The following is a 16,947-nucleotide window of genomic DNA, read 5'->3' as shown; positions in this document are numbered from 1 at the left end:
ATTTTTTGCCCCGATCGATCACCCCGGCCAAGGTCGGCGCGCTCCCATGCAATGGGTCAACCGGATCCTGCTCGCCGCGCTGCTCGCGTTCGCGATCGCCTACCTGCCGCAGCACGTCGCCACCGGCGGCAGCGCCGAGGACCTCGCGCGCGTCGAGAAGGAACACGCCGCGCTGCGCCGCGGCAACGAGCGGCTGCAGGGCGACATCGAGGCCCTGCGCGCCGAGATCGCCGCGCTCAAGCGCGACCCCGAGGAGGTCGCGCGGATCGCCCGCGAGGACCTCAACCTGATCCGGCCAGGTGAAGTGGTGTTCGAGATCCGCCGCGACGACAAGACCAAGCCATGACGACGCTCGCCCGCACCCTCCACGGCCTCCGCCTCCGCGCCCGCGAGCGCTGGAGCCTCCTCGTCCTGCTCGCCACCTGGCTGGTCCTGGCCGTCGGCGCCGCCACGCCCACCGCCTTCGACGAGGGCAGCCCGGCGCTGGCCGCCTCGCTCGCGGTGTTCGCCGCCACCCTCGTGCGCGCCCTCGTGCGCGAGCTGCGGCCGAACGCCGCCACCTACTCGCAGGCCCACGAGCTCGAGCTCGGCCTCCTCATCATCACCGGCACCTACCTGCTGATCGCCGTCACCGGCGGCCTCGCCAGCCCGGCCCACCCGCTGGTCTACGCCCTCGCCTCGTTCCTGCTGCTGCTCCACCGCGCGCGCTGGATCGCCGGCGTGTGGCTGGCCTCGATCGCCCTGCTCGAGGTCCTCGTCGGCTGGTCTTCGGGGCATGGTCAAGGGGCCAGGGTCGCGTTCCACCTCAGCTACATCGCCTTCTTCGCCGCCGGCAACCTGCTGATCCTCGGCGCGCTGGTCCGGCGCCTGCGCGGCGAGCACGCCCAGCGCCTGGCCGACGAGCTGTCGCACATCCGCCAGGAGGCCCGCGACTTCCGCCTGGTCGCCGCCGCCTCGCCGCGGAAGAGCCGCGACGGCGAGGAGGCGCAGCTGACCCAGTCGGCCGTGCACGCGATCCACGAGCAGGTCGCGTTCAGCCTCGAGCTGGTGCGCGGCGACCTCGAGCTGCACACCTGCGCCCTGCTGTGGATGTCCGAGGACGAGCTCGTGCTCAAGCGCGCCGCCACGTCCTCGACCGCGCTGGTGGGCGGCCCCGAGCTGGCCAGCCCCGGCGTCCTGGCCGGCCTGCTGCGCAGCCCGAAGACGCTTGTCCTCAAGAACATGTCCGAAAAGCATCTTCCGCCGTACTACGGCGCCCCGGTCGCGGTCACCGACCTGTGCGCCGTGCCGCTGGTCCGCGGCGAGCGGGTGCTCGGGGTCCTGTGCGCCGACCGCACCGAGAACCGCCCGTTCACCGCGGCCGAGCAGGACAAGCTGGCCGCGGCGGCGCAGCACGTGCTGCGCACCGTCGACCACGAGCGGGCCTTCATCACCGCGATGCGCAGCCGCTACGAGCACGAGCAGCTGTACCGCGCGAGCGAGCTGCTGAGCGGCGCGCTCGGGCTCGAGGCGCTCTACGGCAAGAGCTTCGAGGCGATCCGCGCGATCGCCCCCTACGACCTGGCGGCGATCGCCACCTACGACGAGCACGCCGAGGCGCACCGCGTGCTCGCGGTCGACGTCCCCGGCCAGTCCGACCCCAACCACGGCGAGGGCTGGCGCGGCCTGGCCGAGTCGCTGCGCGACCGCGTGTTCGAGCACGGCTCCGGCCTGGTCGCCATGGCCACCAAGAACCGCCACTTCATGCCGGCCGCCGACGAGCGGGTCGAGCCCGAGACCGTCGTGTTCGACGTCCACACCCGCCTGCGCCCGGCCCAGAGCGTGCTCGTGCTGCCGCTGCTGCACGGCGACAAGGTCCTCGGCACCCTCACCCTCGCCGCCGCGCGCGAGCGCCAGTTCCCGCGCGCGACCCGCGAGATCCTCCGCGTCCTCTCGCACCAGCTCAGCGTCGGCCTGCAGAACGCCCGCATGTACCGGGCGATGGAGGAGCGCGCCACCACCGACGGCCTCACCGGCCTCACCAACCACCGCGCCTTCCAGGAGCGCCTGGCCCAGATCCACGCCCTGGCCGAACGGACAGGTCGCAACTTCTCGCTTATCCTCACCGACATCGACCACTTCAAGAAGGTCAACGACACCTACGGCCACCCGATCGGCGACGCCGTGCTCAAGCGCGTCGCCGCGGTGTTCGCCGGCCGCGCGCGCAAGGTCGACATCGTCGCCCGCTACGGCGGCGAGGAGTTCGTGCTCGTCCTGCCCGACACCGACGCCGAGGGCGCCGCCATCTTCGCCAACAAGCTGCGCGAGGAGGTCGCCGCCCAGACCATGACCAGCGACCACGGCCCGTTCGCCGTGACCATCTCGATGGGTGTCGCCGAGTACCCCACCGACGGCCACGCCACGGCCGAGTTGATCGAGCGCGCCGACCAGGCCCTCTACCACTGCAAGCACAACGGCCGGAACTGTGTCACCCGCGCGAACCAGCTGGCCTGAGCGCCCGCGCGCCGCACATGCCGCCCCGGCCTGTTCTCCGCCGTCCTGGCGCCGCCGCACCGGTTGGCGCCCTCCCGCGATCTGCCATACTGCTCGCATGCGATACGCCTGGCTCGTCCCCCTCCTCCTGGTGTTCGCCTCCGCCTGCGCGGAGCAGCACAACTACAGCGAAGGCGAGATCTGCGTCGACGCCCCCGCCCTCGCCTCGTTCGCCGAGGGCGACGAGGTCGAGTTCGTGGTCGTCCTCGACGACTGCATGGCCTGTCCCAAGGACTTCACCGCCAACTGCGACGTCGACCGCCAGGGCAGCACGATCAACCTCCACGCCGGCGGCGTCTACACCCAGCGCAGCGGCCCCTGCGACACCTGCCTGACCCTCTCGATCGCCTGCGTCGTCGGCGGCCTCGAGCCCGGCAACTACACCGTCCGCAGCGGCGACCAGACCCTCAAGATCAGCCTCCCGCAGCCCGAAGCCCCCAAGCTCGACGCGTCCTGCGACGCCGTCAAGTGGTGAGCCCCGGGCCCCGCCTGCCCCGCGCCCGTCTCACTCGCGCAGCTCGACGCGCACCGGGCAGTGGTCCGACACGCTGCGCAACTTCGAAGGCTCCGTCGTCTGGATCTCGCACGCCAGGGCCGCGCACATGCCGAGGACTTCGGGTGTCCCAAAGGACAGTTGTTTCGCGGCCAGCACGTGATCGAGCAGGCTCGCCTCCCAGCGAGGCACCTCACTGTTCGGCTGCCAGTACTCCGAGCACCCCAGGGCGCGGGTCGGCAGCTGCAGCGCGCGGCTCTCGATCAACCCGTCGATGAAGCGCCGCTCGTCGCTGCTCGCATCGAGAAATCCGGTCGTGTTGAAGTCGCCCGCGACCACGACCTCGGCCCCGAACTCCTCGCGCAGCGCGGGCAGGATCGACGTCAACCATTGCCACTGCGGCTTGCGCCGATCGACCTCCGGAGCCTTGCCGCCCGGCGAGAGATGCACCGAAACCAGCACCAGGGCCCGTCCGGAGGTCGTCCGGAGCGACGCGGCCAGCGCGGGCGCCTGCCCCACGGGACATCGATCGCCCTTGCTGAGCGAGCGGTAGTCTTTCAATTCGAGCCGCGTCGTGTCGTAGACGACACCCACGCTCAGTCGGCCTTTCGGGTTCTTCCGGCACGACTCCGTCAACACCGCCGCGTAGCGCCGTCCCGTCAGCGCGCTGGCGCGATCGACCGTCGCGAAGAATTTCCCCCAATCGTGGATCTCCTGCACCGCCACCGCATCCGCGTCGAGCTCGGCGAGCGCCGCCGCCACCGCCTCCGGATCCGTCTTTTCATGCGGGAACGTCTGGATGTTGAACGTCCCGAGCACCAGCGGCGCCTCGCGGCGGCACCACAGCAGCAGCGCGAGCGCCACCAGCACCAGCCAGAGCCACACGCGACGACGACGACGACGACGCTCCTGCATCACCGTCGACGGTAGACGCGTGAGCGCCGGCCATCAAGGCGACGCGATCGCGCGCTCAGCCGTCGCGCGGCTCGCGGAGCAGGCGCATGCGGACGTGCTGGTGTTGCCGCCGCTTGTACTCCGCGTGCGAGCTCTCGCCTTGCTCGTTGGCCTCCGCGGTGCGCTTGTCCATCACCTGGAACTCGGCGAGCACGAACACCACGCGGCCGCGGCGCTCGTCGTGGTCGCCGGCCAGCAGGGCGTCGACGCGGACCGGCAGGTCGGCGACGAAGTTGAGCACGTGGAAGCTCTTGCCCGAGAACTCGTTGCTCCCCGGCAGCGGGCGGTTGCCGGCGTCGGTGTCGAAGCTGTCGCCGTGGACCTTCAGGCTGTTGAGGTCGATCAGCGTGTTGACCGTCTGGTCGGGCACCACGTAGTTGAACGGGATGCAGCGGTGCAGCATGATCCGCAGCGTCGGCACCAGGTCGTCGGGGTCGCGGACGATCAGGCGGAAGCGCAGGCGGTCGAACACGCGCGCCGCGTTGTTCTCCCGCTTGAGCAGCAGCTTGGTCAGCTGCGACTCCTTCGACTTGCGCGACCACGAGAACTCGACCACCGGCACGCCGGCGGTGCGCAGCTCGTCGAACATGCGCGTCACGCTCTCCTCGACCAGCGAGAAGATCTCCGAGTCGGAGATCGCCAGCGACGCCCGCATCTCACGCGCCTCGAGGTGATACAGGATGTGCATCACCTTGAGCAGCGTGCAGGCCTGCCGCTGGTGCGGCCCGGCCTTGCCGGACGCGATCCGCGGCAGCTGCACCCACGGCACCTTGTCGGCGATGGTGTCGTCGAGGCGCAGCTTGAGCACGTCGCTGATGTAGCGGACGGCCTGCTGGCGCAGGTCGGCGAGGCGGGCCTCGTCGCGGGGGTCGCCGAGCTCGAGCCCGTTGAGCGCGAGCAGGCGGCGCACGTCCTCGTCGGAGCTCAGGGCCAGGCGGTGCCAGTCGATGACCGACTGTCCGCGCAGCAGCAGCTGGATCTCGTTGATGTCCTGCAGGGACAGCTCGGCGTGCTCGCCGCCCTGCTCGGCCTCGCGCCAGAGCGCCTGCGAGGCCAAGAAGGCGCCGAATGGATCCGAGCGCTGCGGAGGCCTGGCCATCGCGCCGCAGCCCAGCTTAGCCGCTTACGCGCCGAGAGAAGCGGAGAGTACCGACGAGCAGACCGATCGTGACGAGGGCGGCACAGATGTTTCCGAGGTAAGCGGTCATGAACCTTGTTGCTCCAGTCCTTGCAGTCGTGTGCTCAGGACTTATCACGGAATCGGGCGAGGTCGGAAAAAGTAGGAGATGTAGGACAATCTCGGCGGAAGCTCAGTTCAAGGTTCGCAAGGCTGGACGAGTAAGCTGGAGCGGGGGGATGTTCAGGCGCGAGAACTGGTCTGAAAAGGGGTCCTGGGCCTGAAAGCGCGTGGCCCCCGTCTTCTGGGGCCAGAACGCCGGATGGCAGATAACACATTCCTGCGTCCGTTGGAAAGTCCCCCACGGGCGCCGCGGCCGCCAGCAGGCTGACGCAGCCGGGTTCGCGGACGCGTGGGCGCACCTCGGGACGGATGGCCACGCGTGCGCGAGGGCGCTACTGTGACGCCATGCGCGACCCCGAGGACGACGATGTGCCCCCCCGCGACGACCGTCTCGGGTTCACCTCGAGCAACTTTCGCCGCAAGATCGGCGAGGGCCTCGCGGGCCTGCTCGACCCCGACGGCGCGATCGGCAAGGGCAAGGAGATCGTGACCGGAGTGACCCAGGCGACCAAGAACGAGGTCGTCCGGATGATCAGCGCCGAGGTCCGGCAGTTCCTCGACGGCATGGACACCGTCGATTTGCTGCAGCGGGTCATCGCCGGCCTGGTGATCGACGTGAAGGCCGAAATCCGCTTCTCCATCGACCCCGAGGGCCAGCTCAAGCCGGCGATCCGGGCCGAGAAGGCCACGCAACGGGTCAAGGAGCCGTCGCAGCCCACGCCTGCGCCGGGTCAGGCGTCGACATCCGCGACGTCGGCCGCACCGACGACGCCGCAGGCGCCCCCGGCCGGCAAGGCTCCCAAAGAGTGAGCCTCAGCTCTGCGCCGCGGGATCGACCGGCACGACCTTGTTGTCGCCGTCGTCGTCGGGGAGCCCGAGCTTCTTCTTGACCGCCTTGTAGATGTCGGCCCCGAGCTTGAGCCCGAAGCCGGTGATGATCGCATTCACGAGGAGCCGCATGACCGGCAGGGTAGCAGCAAGGACCCGGTCGACCTGACGCGGGTCCCTGCCTCTCAGGATCGGTCGCCTGGAGCGCCGGCGCTGGTTCATGCGGGGATCACGCAGACCCCGACATCCTCATAAGAAGGTGGGGCCATGCCCATCTCGAAGAACGGGGTGCACTCCTCGCCGGCCTGACACGGGCCATTGCCGCCGCTGACCGGGCAGAACGGGGTGCAACAGCCCGCGGACCCCGCCGGGCAGTTGGCGACCGACGCCGCCGACGCGCAGAAGCCGCCCTTCTGACACTGATTGATGTACTGGCACTCGGCCCCCGGCCCCCCCTCGCCGGGCATCGCCGACTCCTTGAAGCACACGAACAGATCGCCGGCCGAGTTGTAGCAGCCCTGTCCTTCGGGACAGTCTTGCACGAGCGGGTCGCACGCCGGCAAGCAGATCGGCAGCGAGCCGTCGTTGTAGACCACGCAGTCGGCCGTGGGGGTGTTCGGGCAGTCGTCGCTGTTGTTGCAGAACTCGACGCAGACCCCGTCCAGGCCCTCCTCGTCGGTCAGCAGGCAGATGTTGCCGAGCGCGCAATTGTCGACGCCGGTGTACTTGCCGTTCTCGACGTCGCACGGGTCGCCGACGGCGCCCTCGCCGTTGATCTCGACGCACGTGTTGACGCCCCACGGCTCGCCCTCGACCGGCGCGACCGCCGTACACTTCTGTCCTTCGGGACAGTCTTGCACCCGCGGATCGCACTGACCGCTGATCCCGCCGTCGGGCGGGACGATGAAGCCCGCGCTGGTCGGCTCGCTGCCGGCGCTGGTCGGGTCGACCGGCCCGCTCGTCGCGCTCATGCCACCGCCGGTGGTCGACGTCGTCCCCGGCCCGGTCGTATCATCAGGTTTTTCGGTATCGTCGCCGTCGTCGTTGGGCTCGCCGGTCGGGCCGGACGCGTCCGTCGCGGTCATCATTCCGGACTTCTCGCCACACGCGCCGCCTGCGAGCACGGCGACGGATACGAACCAAAGCTGAAGCGATCTCATGGTGGGCCTCCATTGCGCACGCTATCACAGAAAGCAGCAAAGGCCCGAAACCTCGTAGGAGCTTCGTCGGTCTAAGGCCGTCCCAGGACGAGGCCCACCTTCGCGAGCGCCTCGAGGGTCGCGGACAGCTCCTCGCGGATCTCTGGCGACAGCCCCGGATCGGCCACTGCAGCCTCCAGGCGCCCGATTCGTGGCAGCCAGAGGGTGTGGGCCCGCTCGTCGAAGGCCACCCCGGCGGGGGTCAGCGCCATCGCCTCGTCCCGCAACGCCTGCGCCTCGCTCAGGGAGATCGGCGTCCTGACCACGAGCGGGGCCGGGAGGACCTCGGTCTCCGCGATCATTGGCTCCGGCACGACCACCGAGGCCCCGGCCTGCCAGCCTTGCAGCGCCACGGCCGCCACCACGCCGAGTACGGCGGCGGCGGCGATCGACGGCCATTGGCGCCAGCGCGGCTCGGGCAGGCGGCGGCGGCAGCCCTGGTTGAGCCGCCGCTCCACGCCGGGCGCGATCGCCGGCCGGGAGCTGTCACGGCGGTCCCTTCGCCCCTGACGTCGGTCGAGTTCCGGACCCATGCCGCAAGCGTCGGGGCGGTCGGGCGATCCGGCAAATTTCAGGCTTCGGCGGGCTCTGGCGGGCCCGTGATGCCGGCGCCTTTCGCAGTTCCGCATAGCTTGACCTGAGCAAATTTGTTGTATACACCCGTTCAGTGCCGAAGGCGTGATCTCCGCAGCCGCCGCAGGAGGCTCTCCCCGTGAAACCCCAGCTCACTCACCGCCAGCAGCAAGCGCTCGATTTCATCTCGTCATGCCTGGACGCCAACGGGTACCCACCGACGCTGCGCGAAATCGGCGAGCACATGGGGATCCGCTCGACCAACGGCGTGAACGACCACTTGAAGGCGCTCGAGCGCAAGGGCTACCTGGTCCGTGAGGAGCTCAAGAGCCGCGCGCTACGGCCGGTCGACGCGCCGGAGAGCGCCGCGCGGGTTCGCTCGACCACGACGGAGATCCCGATCCTCGGTCGCGTGGCCGCGGGTCAACCGATCCTCGCCGACGAGAACGTCACCAACCGGATCAGCGTCGACCAGTTCTTCCTCCACGGCAACCAGCCGCGCGAGGTGTTCGGCCTCGTGGTTTACGGCGAGAGCATGATCGAGGATGGAATCTTCGACGGCGATTACGTGTTCGTCCGGCGCCAGGCCACCGCGGAGCGGGGCGAGATCGTCGTGGCCATGATCGAGGGCGAGGTGACGTGCAAGCGTTACTACCCCGAGGGCGACAAGATCCGCCTGCAGCCCGGCAACGCGGCCATGCAACCGATCTACGTCCACCGCGGCGATCATCGCGCCTTCGAGTTGGTCGGCAAGGTGATCGGCGTCTACCGCAGCCTCCATTAGTCCAGCGGGCGCATCGCCGCTGTCGCCGCCGTGAGGCAGCCGAACAGCGGTGGCGAGCCCTGACGAAATATTTCCGCTACAGTGTCCCCCGTGCCGCGGCCGCCCACACCTGGCGCTCTCGCGCCTGGGGACCGCACTCGGCGTCGACGGGGCGCCGGACCACTCGCGCTCCTCGCCTGCTTCCTGGTCTCCGCGGGCCTCAACGTCGCCGCGGTGACTACGAGCCTGCTCGTGCTGATCCGCTCCGACGACCGGGTCGCGTCGCATCCGGTCGCGCGCAAGCCCGCGTGCGTCAACGGCTACGAGCGCGGCCTCGGCCTGCTCGAGAAGGCGCTGTCGGGCGCCGAGGACCAGCTCTACGACGGCCTCCTGCACACGATCGTCGACGGCAAGTGCGAGACCGAGGTGATCGTCGCGCTGGTCGACGACAAGGAGCCCATCGAGCCGCTGGCCGAGCTCGAGGACCCCGAGCCGCCCGAGCCGCGGAAGAAAGAGCGCGAGAAAAAGAAGAAGGAACAGGAGAAGCCGCCCGAGCCGCTGCCGGTCGAGGAGCCGAAGCCCGAGGAGAAGAAGAAGGAAGAGGAGAAGCCGCCGGAGGAGGAGCAGCCGAAGGAGAAGATCGACTTCGAGCTGCTGCAGCTCAAGATGGTCGAGCAGCTCGAGGAGAAGGACGAGAAGGAGTCGCCCGACGACGCGCACTACCTGTCCAACGTCAACCGCGACGTCACCGAGGAGACGCGGGCCGAGATCACCAACTTGCAGCGCGACGCCGAGCAGGCCAAGGCCTCGCAGCAGGAGCCGAGCGACGACCCGACCAAGGGCATGGCGGCCGAGGACAAGATCGCCGAGACGCGCGAGCAGAAGAGCCAGCTGGCGCAGGAGGCCCCGAAGGTCCAGCAGAGCCCGGAGACCAAGATCCCCGAGCAGAACGACCCCAAGGCCAAGAGCAAGCTGTCGATGCGCGACCTGGCCCCGCGCGAGCACTCGCCCGAGATGCTCAAGCACGAGGCCGCGGCCGACGCCGCCGCCGCCGGCGAGCTCGCGCCCGATCAGAAGGCCCAGGCCGCGGTGATGCAGCGCAACAAGCAGCAGGCCGGCTCCTCCGACACCAAGTCACCTGTCCTTCGGTTCAGGTTGTCGGCCAACGAGATGAACGCGCTGTTCGGCCGCGACATCGCCGAGAAGAAGGACGTCATCTCGCAGCGCCAGTCGAAGAAGAAGGGCATCTGGGAGGAGGCGCGCGAGCTCTACCAGTCGCCGCTGGAGAACATGGTCCCCGAGGTGCGGCCCGGCAACCAGACCGCGCTGCGCTCGCGCAAGCACCCGTTCGCGCAGTTCATCGCCACGATGCACCGCACGATCCACGACAAGTGGGCGTTCGGGTTCCTCGAGCAGCTCGACACGATGGGCCGCGGCAACGCGCTCAACAAGCCCGACCTGTGGACGCGCGTCGAGATCGTGCTCAACAGCGACGGCTCGCTCGACAAGCTGCGGACCGTCCGTTACTCCGGCAACATGCAGTTCGACGGGGCCGCGCGCGAGGTCGTGCGCAACTCCGGGCCCTACCCGCAGCCGCCGCGCGAGATCTTGAGCGGCAACGGCAAGGTCTACATCCACTGGGCGTTCCACCGCGACGAGCGGGCCTGCGGCACCTTCGGCGCCGAGCCGTTCATCCTCGACAACGCCGGCCAGGGCGAGCGGCCCGATCCGAATCGAGCTGTCCGTCCGGCCAGCTCGGAGTCGGAGGCGATGGCGTCGCGGCGGCTCGCGCGGCAGATGGGCCCGGCCGCGCCCGGCCCTTCCGGCCCTGAAGGTCCCGCGGCGCCGGGCGGTCACAACCACGAGCACGGCGAGGGCGACGGCCACAACCACGAGCGCGGCACGCCCCCGCCGGAGCAGGGCGGCGACCAGGCCGACCCGGAGGCGGGGCACGCCGCCACCGCCTGGCTCAAGGTGTTCGCCGCCCGCGACGCCGCCAAGCTGGCCGCCCGCGCCAGCCTCCCCTTCGTCATCGGCGATCAGGTCGTCGCCCGCACCCGCGAGGAGCTGCAGGGTGTCCTCCAGGCCATGCTCGACGAGGCCGGCAGCGGCACGCCGGGCCCCGCCGAGGTCTTCACCGCGGCCGGCCTGCGCAAGCGCTTCGGCAGCGTCCCCGCCGGCGTGCAGGAGGGCCTCGGCCGCAACTACGCCGTCAGCAAGGTCCGCGGCGAGCCCTTCATCCTGATCCTCGAGCGCCGCTTCGGCGACTGGCGGGTCGTCGGCGTCGCCCGCTAGCGCTCGAGCGGGCGCATTCGTAAAGCACGAACGGCGGCGGGTCGAAGGCCCGTCGGCACTCCGACGAGCCGCGCGCTCTGCGAGGCGGGCTCGAGCACGCGATTCCACCTGCATTCGTCGCAAGGCTTCCGTGTCCCACCAGTCCAGGACCCGCCCAGCAGGGTCCGCTGGACCACCGCCCGGAATGCCCACTTCACGGCCCGCTCGCTGCGGGCCTGATTTCGCTGTCCAGTCGCTGCGGGAGTCTGCCGTCCGAGGACATGTCCCTTCAGACAGGACGGTCGCTCCATGAACATCGTTCGCAGGCTGCTCGCCGGATCTCGCCTCTCGGCCGCTCGCCCGGCGCGTGGGCGCGCCCGGGCCTCCGGAGAGGCGCCTGGACAGGCGTGCGAGCCTTCGCTACAAGGGTGCCCGATTGGAGCGCCTCGATCATGGCTGACACAAACCTCGCTCAGATGTTCTTCGACCGCGCCCGCTCCGAGGGCCAGCGCCCGGGCTACTGCCTCCGTCAGGGCGGTGCATTCGTCGACGTGCCGTTCGGCGAGGCCGCCGACCGCGTCGAGGCGATCGCCGCCGGCGTGCTGAAGGGTGGCAACACGCCCCCGGAGGGCACCTGCGTCACGATCATGGCCAACACCCGGCTCGAGTGGATCCTGGCCGACTGGGCGCTCCTGTCGCTGGGCTATCGCACGGTGCCGATCTACGTCAGCCTGCTGCCGCCCGAGATCGGTTACATCCACGCCGACACCAAGGCCGAGCTGCTGGTGGTCGAGAACAAGGAGATGCTCGACAAGGTGCGCGCGGCCCAGCGCGGCTTCACCTTCTTCGAGGTCGAGTATCCGGCCGACGCGATCAAGCTCAAGCGCTTCATCGTCATCGACCCGACCGGCATCGCGCCGGCGGCCGACTGGGAGAGCCTGGCCGACGTCGAGGCTCGCGGCCGCGCCGCGCTGGCCGAGACGAAGGGCGAGCGCGACCGGCGGCTGCAGTCGATTCTGCGCAGCGACGTCGCCACGTACACGTACACCTCCGGCACCACCGGCCCGCCGAAGGGCGTCATCCAGACCCACGACAACATGCTGAGCATGCTCGAGAACGTCGAGGAGGTCGGCATGTTCAGCGAGAAGGCGCGCGTCGGCGGGGCGTTCCTGTTCCTGCCGCTGGCCCACTCGTTCGGCCGCCTGGTCGAGTTCGGCGGCGCGTTCTTCCGCTGCAAGATCGTCCTGTCGTCGATCGCCACCGTCGCCGAGGACCTCGGCCTGTCGCGCCCCGGCTTCCTGCCCGCGGCCCCGCGGGTGTACGAGCGCGTCTACGGCAAGATCATGACCACGGTCGCCTCGAGCCCGCCGCTGCGCCAGAAGATCTTCCACTGGGCGCTCGGGGTCGGCAAGCAGACCATCCCGTACCGCCAGAAGAACAAGGCGCTGCCGCTCGGGCTCGGCATCAAGCTCGGCCTCGCCGAGAAGCTGGTGTTCTCCAAGCTCAAGGCCAAGCTCGGCATGGACCGCATGCACGTGCTGCTGTCCGGCTCGGCGCCGCTGCCCAAGGAGGTCGGCGAGTTCTTCATCGCCCTCGGCCTCAACGTCTGCGAGGCCTACGGCCTCACCGAGACCTGCCCCGGCCTCACCACCAACCGCCCCGACAACTGGAAGATCGGCACCGTCGGTCCGGCCATCAAGGGCGTGTCCCTGCGCCTCGCCGAGGACGGCGAGATCCTCGCCAAGGGCCCCAACGTCGTGTCCGGCTACCTCAACCGGCCCGACGCCACCGCCGAGGCGTGGGACAGCGACGGCTGGTTCCACACCGGCGACATCGGCGAGTTCGACGAGGACATGCACCTGCGGATCACCGACCGCAAGAAGGACCTCATCAAGACCAGCGGCGGCAAGTACGTCGCCCCGCAGAAGATCGAGGCCCTGCTCAAGACCAAGCCGATCCTCAGCGAGGCGGTCGTCATCGGCGACGGTCGCAAGTACTGCGTCGTCCTCGTCACCGTCGACAAGGAGAAGCTCGCCGCCTGGTCGCAGCGCACCGGCAACCCGGCCGACATCAACAGCGATGCGGTCCAGAAGGAGATCCAGGGCTACCTCGACGAGGTCAACCAGGGCCTCGCCTCGTTCGAGTCGATCAAGTACTTCCGCGTCGCCCCCGAGGAGTTCTCGGTCGACAACGGCATGCTCACCGCCTCGTTCAAGGTCAAGCGCAAGGAGGTCTCCAAGCGCTACAAGGCCCTGATCGACGCCATGTACCCGTCCGGCAAGGACTGAGCGGCCGCTCTTTGAGACATGGCGCCGAGGACATGCCCTCGGCGCCATGTTTGTTTAATCTCCGGCCGGCTCACAGCGGCTTGGTGAACTGTCCGAGGTCGACGTAGGCGCGGTCCTTCATGATGACGAACGGCCGCTCCTCGAAGCGCAGCTCGCCCTTGCCGTCGTGCTGGACGATCTGCAGCTTGCCCATCCCGTAGCCCATCGGCCCGCGGCTGAAGTAGTGGGCCTCGAGCTTGTACGGGAACGCCTTCGGCTCGCCCTCGATCGTGAAGCACTCCGGCCCGTAGCCGGTCGTCACGTCGGCGTACAGCCGGCCGCCGCTGGGCAGCGTCTTCTGCGAGTAGAACGCGTGGTCCTTGCGCCCGTCGTGGACGTGGAAGTCGACGTCGTTGGCGTCGGTCTCCCAGTTGATGACGAACCGCGTCGACGGCTTGCTCGCCAGCGGGATGTTCATGCCGTCGAGCGTCGCCCGCACCGTGAACGCCGCCGACGGCTCGGCCTTGATCAAAGCCGCCGCGATCAGCCCCACGTCCTCGCGCAAGATCTCCTGGACCCCCGCGAAGCGGCCCCACGGGTACGTCCGCGTCGCGCCGGCCTTGATCGCCTCGAACGCCTCCTTGTGCTTGCCCGCCTTCAGCAGCGCGTACGCGTACAGGCGATGGCTCGACGGGTGGTCCGGCCGCGACTCGACCGCCTTGGCGAAGGTGTCGACCGCCAGCGCCGAGCCCGCCTCGCCGAGCCGCTCGAGCCGCGCGCCGACGTAGCGCCGCAGGTCGGCGCGCGACGGGAACAGGTCGATGATCGAGCCGTAGGCCCGCGCCGCCGTGATCGGGTCGCCCGCGGTCTCGGCCGCCTCGCCGAGAGCGATGAGGGCGAGCACGTCGCCCGGATCTTGCTCGTGCCACGCGAGCGCGAGGGCGACCGCCCCGCGCGCGTCGTTCTGCTTCAACCGCTGCGCGACGTCGAAGAACTTGCCGGTGTACGGGCTGTCCGCGGTGCGGTCGGCCTCGGCCTGCTCGGCCTGCCGCTGCGCGTCCTGCTCGCGCATGCGGGCCTGCCACGCCTCCTCCTCGGCCCGCTGCCGCGCCGACTCCTCGGGCGTCGGCGGCGGCGGCGGCGTGTAGTCGGCCGGCACGCCTCCCCCGGGCTCGAGGATGAACGGGTAGGTCACGGTCACCGAGCCACCGCCCTGCGGCTTGGGGAACGTCCACCGCCGCACCGCCTGGGCCATGCAGGTCCCCACTCGCGCGTCCCGCAGCGTGCTCTCGGACACCACCGCCGACGGCACCTTGCCCGTGCCGCCGATGACGAACTGGATCGCCACGCGCCCCTTGGCGTTGGGATCTCGCGCGAGCGCCTGGTTGTAGCAGTAGCGGATCTCGTTGATGTGCGCGCGCACGATCCGGCGGATGATGTCCTTGTCGAGCGCGCCCTGCACCTCCGCCTTCGCCTGCCGCACCGTCGGCACCCGCCTGCCGCGGCCGCCGAAGCCCGCTCCTGCGCCGCGACCGTAGCCCGAACCAGTCCCGCCCCCGCCCGCGCGACCGATGAGACCGGTATTGCCGAGGCCGATCGTGCCCTCGCCCGTGCCGCCGCCGCCGCGACCGGTACCGACCAGTCCGAGCCCGCCGACGCCGTACGCCTCACCGATCTCCGTCCCCGTGAGCCCACCCCACACGTCCGCGTCGTCGTTGCCGACCGCGAACGCGCCGCCGTACGGGCTGGCGAGGAAGTGACCTGACTCTTGGGACATGGTCCCGAGGATCCCCGCCTGGCGCGACGCCATCTCCGGGTCGAAGTTGCGCGCCATCATCGGGATCGCGTCGCGCTGCGGCTCCGCCGGCGCCCTGAACTCCTCGCCCGGCCCGCGGTTCACCAGCGTGCCCGGGTCGGGCTTCGTCGCCGGCGGCGACTTGCGGTTGTACAGCTCGACCCCCGTCGCGCCCACCGTCAGGATGTCGGCGAGCGCGTTGCGGTCGATGTTGAAGCGCTGGTAGTCCCACTCCGACTCGAGCACGAGCAGCGCCGTGAAGTCGCTGAGCACGCGGTACTTGGTCGATAGCTCGACGATCGTCTTCTGCAACCCCGCGCGCGCCGCCTCGTCCGTCTCGGACAGGCTCGAACGCTGCGCCTGCAGCCGCTCGACCTGCGCCCGGACCCACGCCCGCTCGAGCAATGGCCGCTCCACCGCCGTCGTCGGCACCTCGGCCTCGATGCGGTCCTGGCCCTCGATCACGACCTGCATCGCCGCCTCGGCCGGCAGGTCGGCGTAGACCAGCATCTCGTCGCCGGGCTGCGCGCCCTCGATCGTGTCCGGCCACACCCACGCCGCCCCGGGCACCGACACCTTCATCGCCGGCAAGGTCGCGCTGCCGAGCTTGTGCGCGATCGTCTCGAGCGGCAGACGAGCGTCCATCACCACCCCGTCGCGCGGGAGATCGGCGGTGGTCAACGCCTTGAGCGAGGCGGTGTCCTGGATCCCGCCGTCGACGATCGCGTCGGCGCGCTCGAACCCGGCGGCCGCGAGGGTCTTCGCCGCGTCGCGCAGCGCCGCGTGCTCCGCCGAACCCGCGGTCGTGATCCCGTCGGAGAACACCAGGAGCCGCCTCGACCCGCCCGCGTCCGCCGCGACGGCCGCCAGCGCCCCCGCCAGGTCCGAGGCCCCGAGCGCCCGGCGCGACGCGATCCGCTCGAGCTGCGCCTGCCCGAACCCGCTCGCCGGCCCCGAATAGACCGCCTCCGTCGTCTGATCGAAGCAGACCACGCGCAGCGGGAAGTCTTCGCCTGACTGTTCGCGCATGTTCTTGAGGACATCTGCGAGGCGACGGATCTGGCGGTCGAAGCCGAGCGCCCGCGAGGCGCTGGTGTCGAACAGCACCGTCAGCGCGCCGATCGGCACCGCCGGCATGTCGCCCGCCGGGGCCACGCGAGCGACCGCGAGGTTGTCGTGGCGCAGGCCCATCAGCGTCGACGCCCGGTCCGAGCGGACCTCGAGGTCGCGCTCGGGCAGGTACTTCTGCTTCTTCACCTCGATCACGCGGGTCTGGACCGCGGCCCCGCCGAGGCTCGTCGGCGCCGCCGAATCGCCGGGCTCGCGCAGGATCACGCTGGCGTCGAGCTCGTCGAGCTCGGGCAGCCCGCGCAGCATCAGCCGGTAGGGCTCGGCCGAGCTCGGCAGCTCCTGCGAGTACGACACGATCAGCTCCTTGCGCTCACGCGGGCCGATCGGGAACACGCGGGCGCTGAACGAGTTGCCGGCCTTGTTCTCGAGCAGCGCCGGATCTTGCCGCTTGTGCAGGAAGTCCTCGTAGGCGACCCGCGCCGCCTGGCGCTCGACCACCTCGCCCTCCTGCCAGCGGTCGTGGATCTTCATGGCGAAGCGTGAGATCGCGGCGCCCGGCGGCATGTCGATCTCGAAGCGGCCCTCGATCTGGCGGTCGTTCGGGTTCTCGAACACCAGGTGCAGCTCGGTGAACGCCAGCGGCTCCTCGACCACGCCGCGCGCCTTGAAGCTCACCAGCTTGAGCCCGGTCCCGTCCGACGCCGTCAACGACACCGGCGCCCGCCGCGTCGCCCCGTCGTCCGTGAGCTTCACGCCCTTGCTCGGCAGCGCCATCGTCGTCGCCGTCGCCGTCGCCTCGGCCTTGCCCGGGTTGGCCGTACACCCCAACATCCACGACGCCAGCGCCGCCGTCGCGCCCGCCGTCCTCCTCACCAGGACGTTTGGACATGTCCCAAGCAGCATGTCCTTTGATTCCGACGAGTGCGCGAGTGCGCGAGCGGGAGCACGGCGGTCGAGG

At 70.1% G+C, this 16,947-nt stretch carries 13 protein-coding genes; 7 read left to right on the top strand and 6 right to left on the bottom strand.

The window, feature by feature from the left end; all coding sequences use genetic code 11:
- Positions 1–46 precede the first annotated feature (46 nt).
- From K7C98_RS30250 to K7C98_RS30240, 3 genes are all read left to right on the top strand, one after another.
- Positions 47–346, top strand: coding sequence for an FtsB family cell division protein (locus K7C98_RS30250; RefSeq protein ID WP_224195278.1), 300 nt, complete (start codon positions 47–49; stop codon positions 344–346).
- Complete coding sequence (locus tag K7C98_RS30245; RefSeq protein ID WP_224195277.1) at positions 343–2,493, top strand: sensor domain-containing diguanylate cyclase; 2,151 nt, start codon at positions 343–345, stop codon at positions 2,491–2,493. Before K7C98_RS30250 ends, K7C98_RS30245 begins: the two co-directional genes overlap by 4 nt.
- A 97-nt stretch (positions 2,494–2,590) precedes the next feature.
- Complete coding sequence (locus K7C98_RS30240; protein ID WP_224195276.1) at positions 2,591–3,007, top strand: hypothetical protein; 417 nt, start codon at positions 2,591–2,593, stop codon at positions 3,005–3,007.
- Between the two features lie 30 nt (positions 3,008–3,037).
- Here K7C98_RS30240 and K7C98_RS30235 read toward each other — a convergent pair whose 3' ends face one another.
- On the bottom strand, positions 3,038–3,895 hold the full coding sequence (locus K7C98_RS30235; protein WP_224195275.1) for an endonuclease/exonuclease/phosphatase family protein: 858 nt from the start codon (positions 3,893–3,895) through the stop codon (positions 3,038–3,040).
- Between the two features lie 100 nt (positions 3,896–3,995).
- Complete coding sequence (locus K7C98_RS30230) at positions 3,996–5,078, bottom strand: TIGR04552 family protein (protein ID WP_224195274.1); 1,083 nt, start codon at positions 5,076–5,078, stop codon at positions 3,996–3,998.
- A 486-nt stretch (positions 5,079–5,564) separates the two neighbouring features.
- Between K7C98_RS30230 and K7C98_RS30225 the strand changes: the two genes are divergently transcribed.
- On the top strand, positions 5,565–6,029 hold the full coding sequence (locus K7C98_RS30225) for a hypothetical protein (protein ID WP_224195273.1): 465 nt from the start codon (positions 5,565–5,567) through the stop codon (positions 6,027–6,029).
- 3 nt (positions 6,030–6,032) lie between these two features.
- Here the strand turns inward: K7C98_RS30225 and K7C98_RS30220 are convergent, their stop codons facing one another.
- From K7C98_RS30220 to K7C98_RS30210, 3 genes are all read right to left on the bottom strand, one after another.
- The gene (locus K7C98_RS30220) at positions 6,033–6,179 is read right to left on the bottom strand and encodes a hypothetical protein (RefSeq protein ID WP_170135709.1); all 147 of its coding nucleotides are present in this window, start codon (positions 6,177–6,179) and stop codon (positions 6,033–6,035) included.
- An 86-nt stretch (positions 6,180–6,265) separates the two neighbouring features.
- Positions 6,266–7,132 (bottom strand): ribulose phosphate epimerase, encoded by an 867-nt coding sequence (locus tag K7C98_RS30215; RefSeq protein ID WP_224195272.1) that lies wholly within the window; start codon positions 7,130–7,132, stop codon positions 6,266–6,268.
- A 146-nt stretch (positions 7,133–7,278) separates the two neighbouring features.
- Positions 7,279–7,779, bottom strand: a complete 501-nt coding sequence (locus tag K7C98_RS30210; protein WP_224195271.1) for a hypothetical protein — start codon at positions 7,777–7,779, stop codon at positions 7,279–7,281.
- Positions 7,780–7,958: 179 nt separating this feature from the next.
- Between K7C98_RS30210 and lexA the strand changes: the two genes are divergently transcribed.
- From lexA to K7C98_RS30195, 3 genes are all read left to right on the top strand, one after another.
- A complete protein-coding gene (gene lexA / locus K7C98_RS30205; protein WP_224195270.1) occupies positions 7,959–8,603 on the top strand; it encodes a transcriptional repressor LexA in 645 nt (214 codons plus the stop codon).
- Positions 8,604–8,816: 213 nt separating this feature from the next.
- Complete coding sequence (locus tag K7C98_RS45105) at positions 8,817–10,877, top strand: TonB family protein (protein ID WP_224195269.1); 2,061 nt, start codon at positions 8,817–8,819, stop codon at positions 10,875–10,877.
- A 431-nt stretch (positions 10,878–11,308) separates the two neighbouring features.
- Positions 11,309–13,144 carry an AMP-dependent synthetase/ligase gene (locus K7C98_RS30195; RefSeq protein ID WP_224195268.1) on the top strand — a complete coding sequence of 612 codons (1,836 nt, stop codon included), beginning with the start codon at positions 11,309–11,311 and terminating at the stop codon, positions 13,142–13,144.
- Between the two features lie 70 nt (positions 13,145–13,214).
- Here K7C98_RS30195 and K7C98_RS30190 read toward each other — a convergent pair whose 3' ends face one another.
- The gene (locus K7C98_RS30190; protein ID WP_224195267.1) at positions 13,215–16,892 is read right to left on the bottom strand and encodes an AgmX/PglI C-terminal domain-containing protein; all 3,678 of its coding nucleotides are present in this window, start codon (positions 16,890–16,892) and stop codon (positions 13,215–13,217) included.
- Positions 16,893–16,947 lie beyond the last annotated feature (55 nt).

Origin of the sequence: Nannocystis pusilla (genome assembly GCF_020073745.1) — a bacterium.
Classification (GTDB): domain Bacteria; phylum Myxococcota_A; class Polyangia; order Nannocystales; family Nannocystaceae; genus Nannocystis; species Nannocystis radixulma.
This window is presented reverse-complemented; position numbering and strand designations above follow the sequence as displayed.

Bases quoted from the DNA above. Each gene is read 5' to 3' on its own strand.
- K7C98_RS30250 (WP_224195278.1), top strand. From the start codon at position 47: ATGCAATGGGTCAACCGGATCCTGCTCGCCGCGCTGCTCGCGTTCGCG.
- K7C98_RS30245 (WP_224195277.1), top strand. From the start codon at position 343: ATGACGACGCTCGCCCGCACCCTCCACGGCCTCCGCCTCCGCGCCCGC.
- K7C98_RS30240 (WP_224195276.1), top strand. From the start codon at position 2,591: ATGCGATACGCCTGGCTCGTCCCCCTCCTCCTGGTGTTCGCCTCCGCC.
- K7C98_RS30230 (WP_224195274.1), bottom strand. From the start codon at position 5,078: ATGGCCAGGCCTCCGCAGCGCTCGGATCCATTCGGCGCCTTCTTGGCC.
- K7C98_RS30225 (WP_224195273.1), top strand. From the start codon at position 5,565: ATGCGCGACCCCGAGGACGACGATGTGCCCCCCCGCGACGACCGTCTC.
- K7C98_RS30220 (WP_170135709.1), bottom strand. From the start codon at position 6,179: ATGCGGCTCCTCGTGAATGCGATCATCACCGGCTTCGGGCTCAAGCTC.
- K7C98_RS30215 (WP_224195272.1), bottom strand. From the start codon at position 7,132: ATGACCGCGACGGACGCGTCCGGCCCGACCGGCGAGCCCAACGACGAC.
- K7C98_RS30210 (WP_224195271.1), bottom strand. From the start codon at position 7,779: ATGGGTCCGGAACTCGACCGACGTCAGGGGCGAAGGGACCGCCGTGAC.
- K7C98_RS30195 (WP_224195268.1), top strand. From the start codon at position 11,309: ATGGCTGACACAAACCTCGCTCAGATGTTCTTCGACCGCGCCCGCTCC.
- K7C98_RS30190 (WP_224195267.1), bottom strand. From the start codon at position 16,892: ATGCTGCTTGGGACATGTCCAAACGTCCTGGTGAGGAGGACGGCGGGC.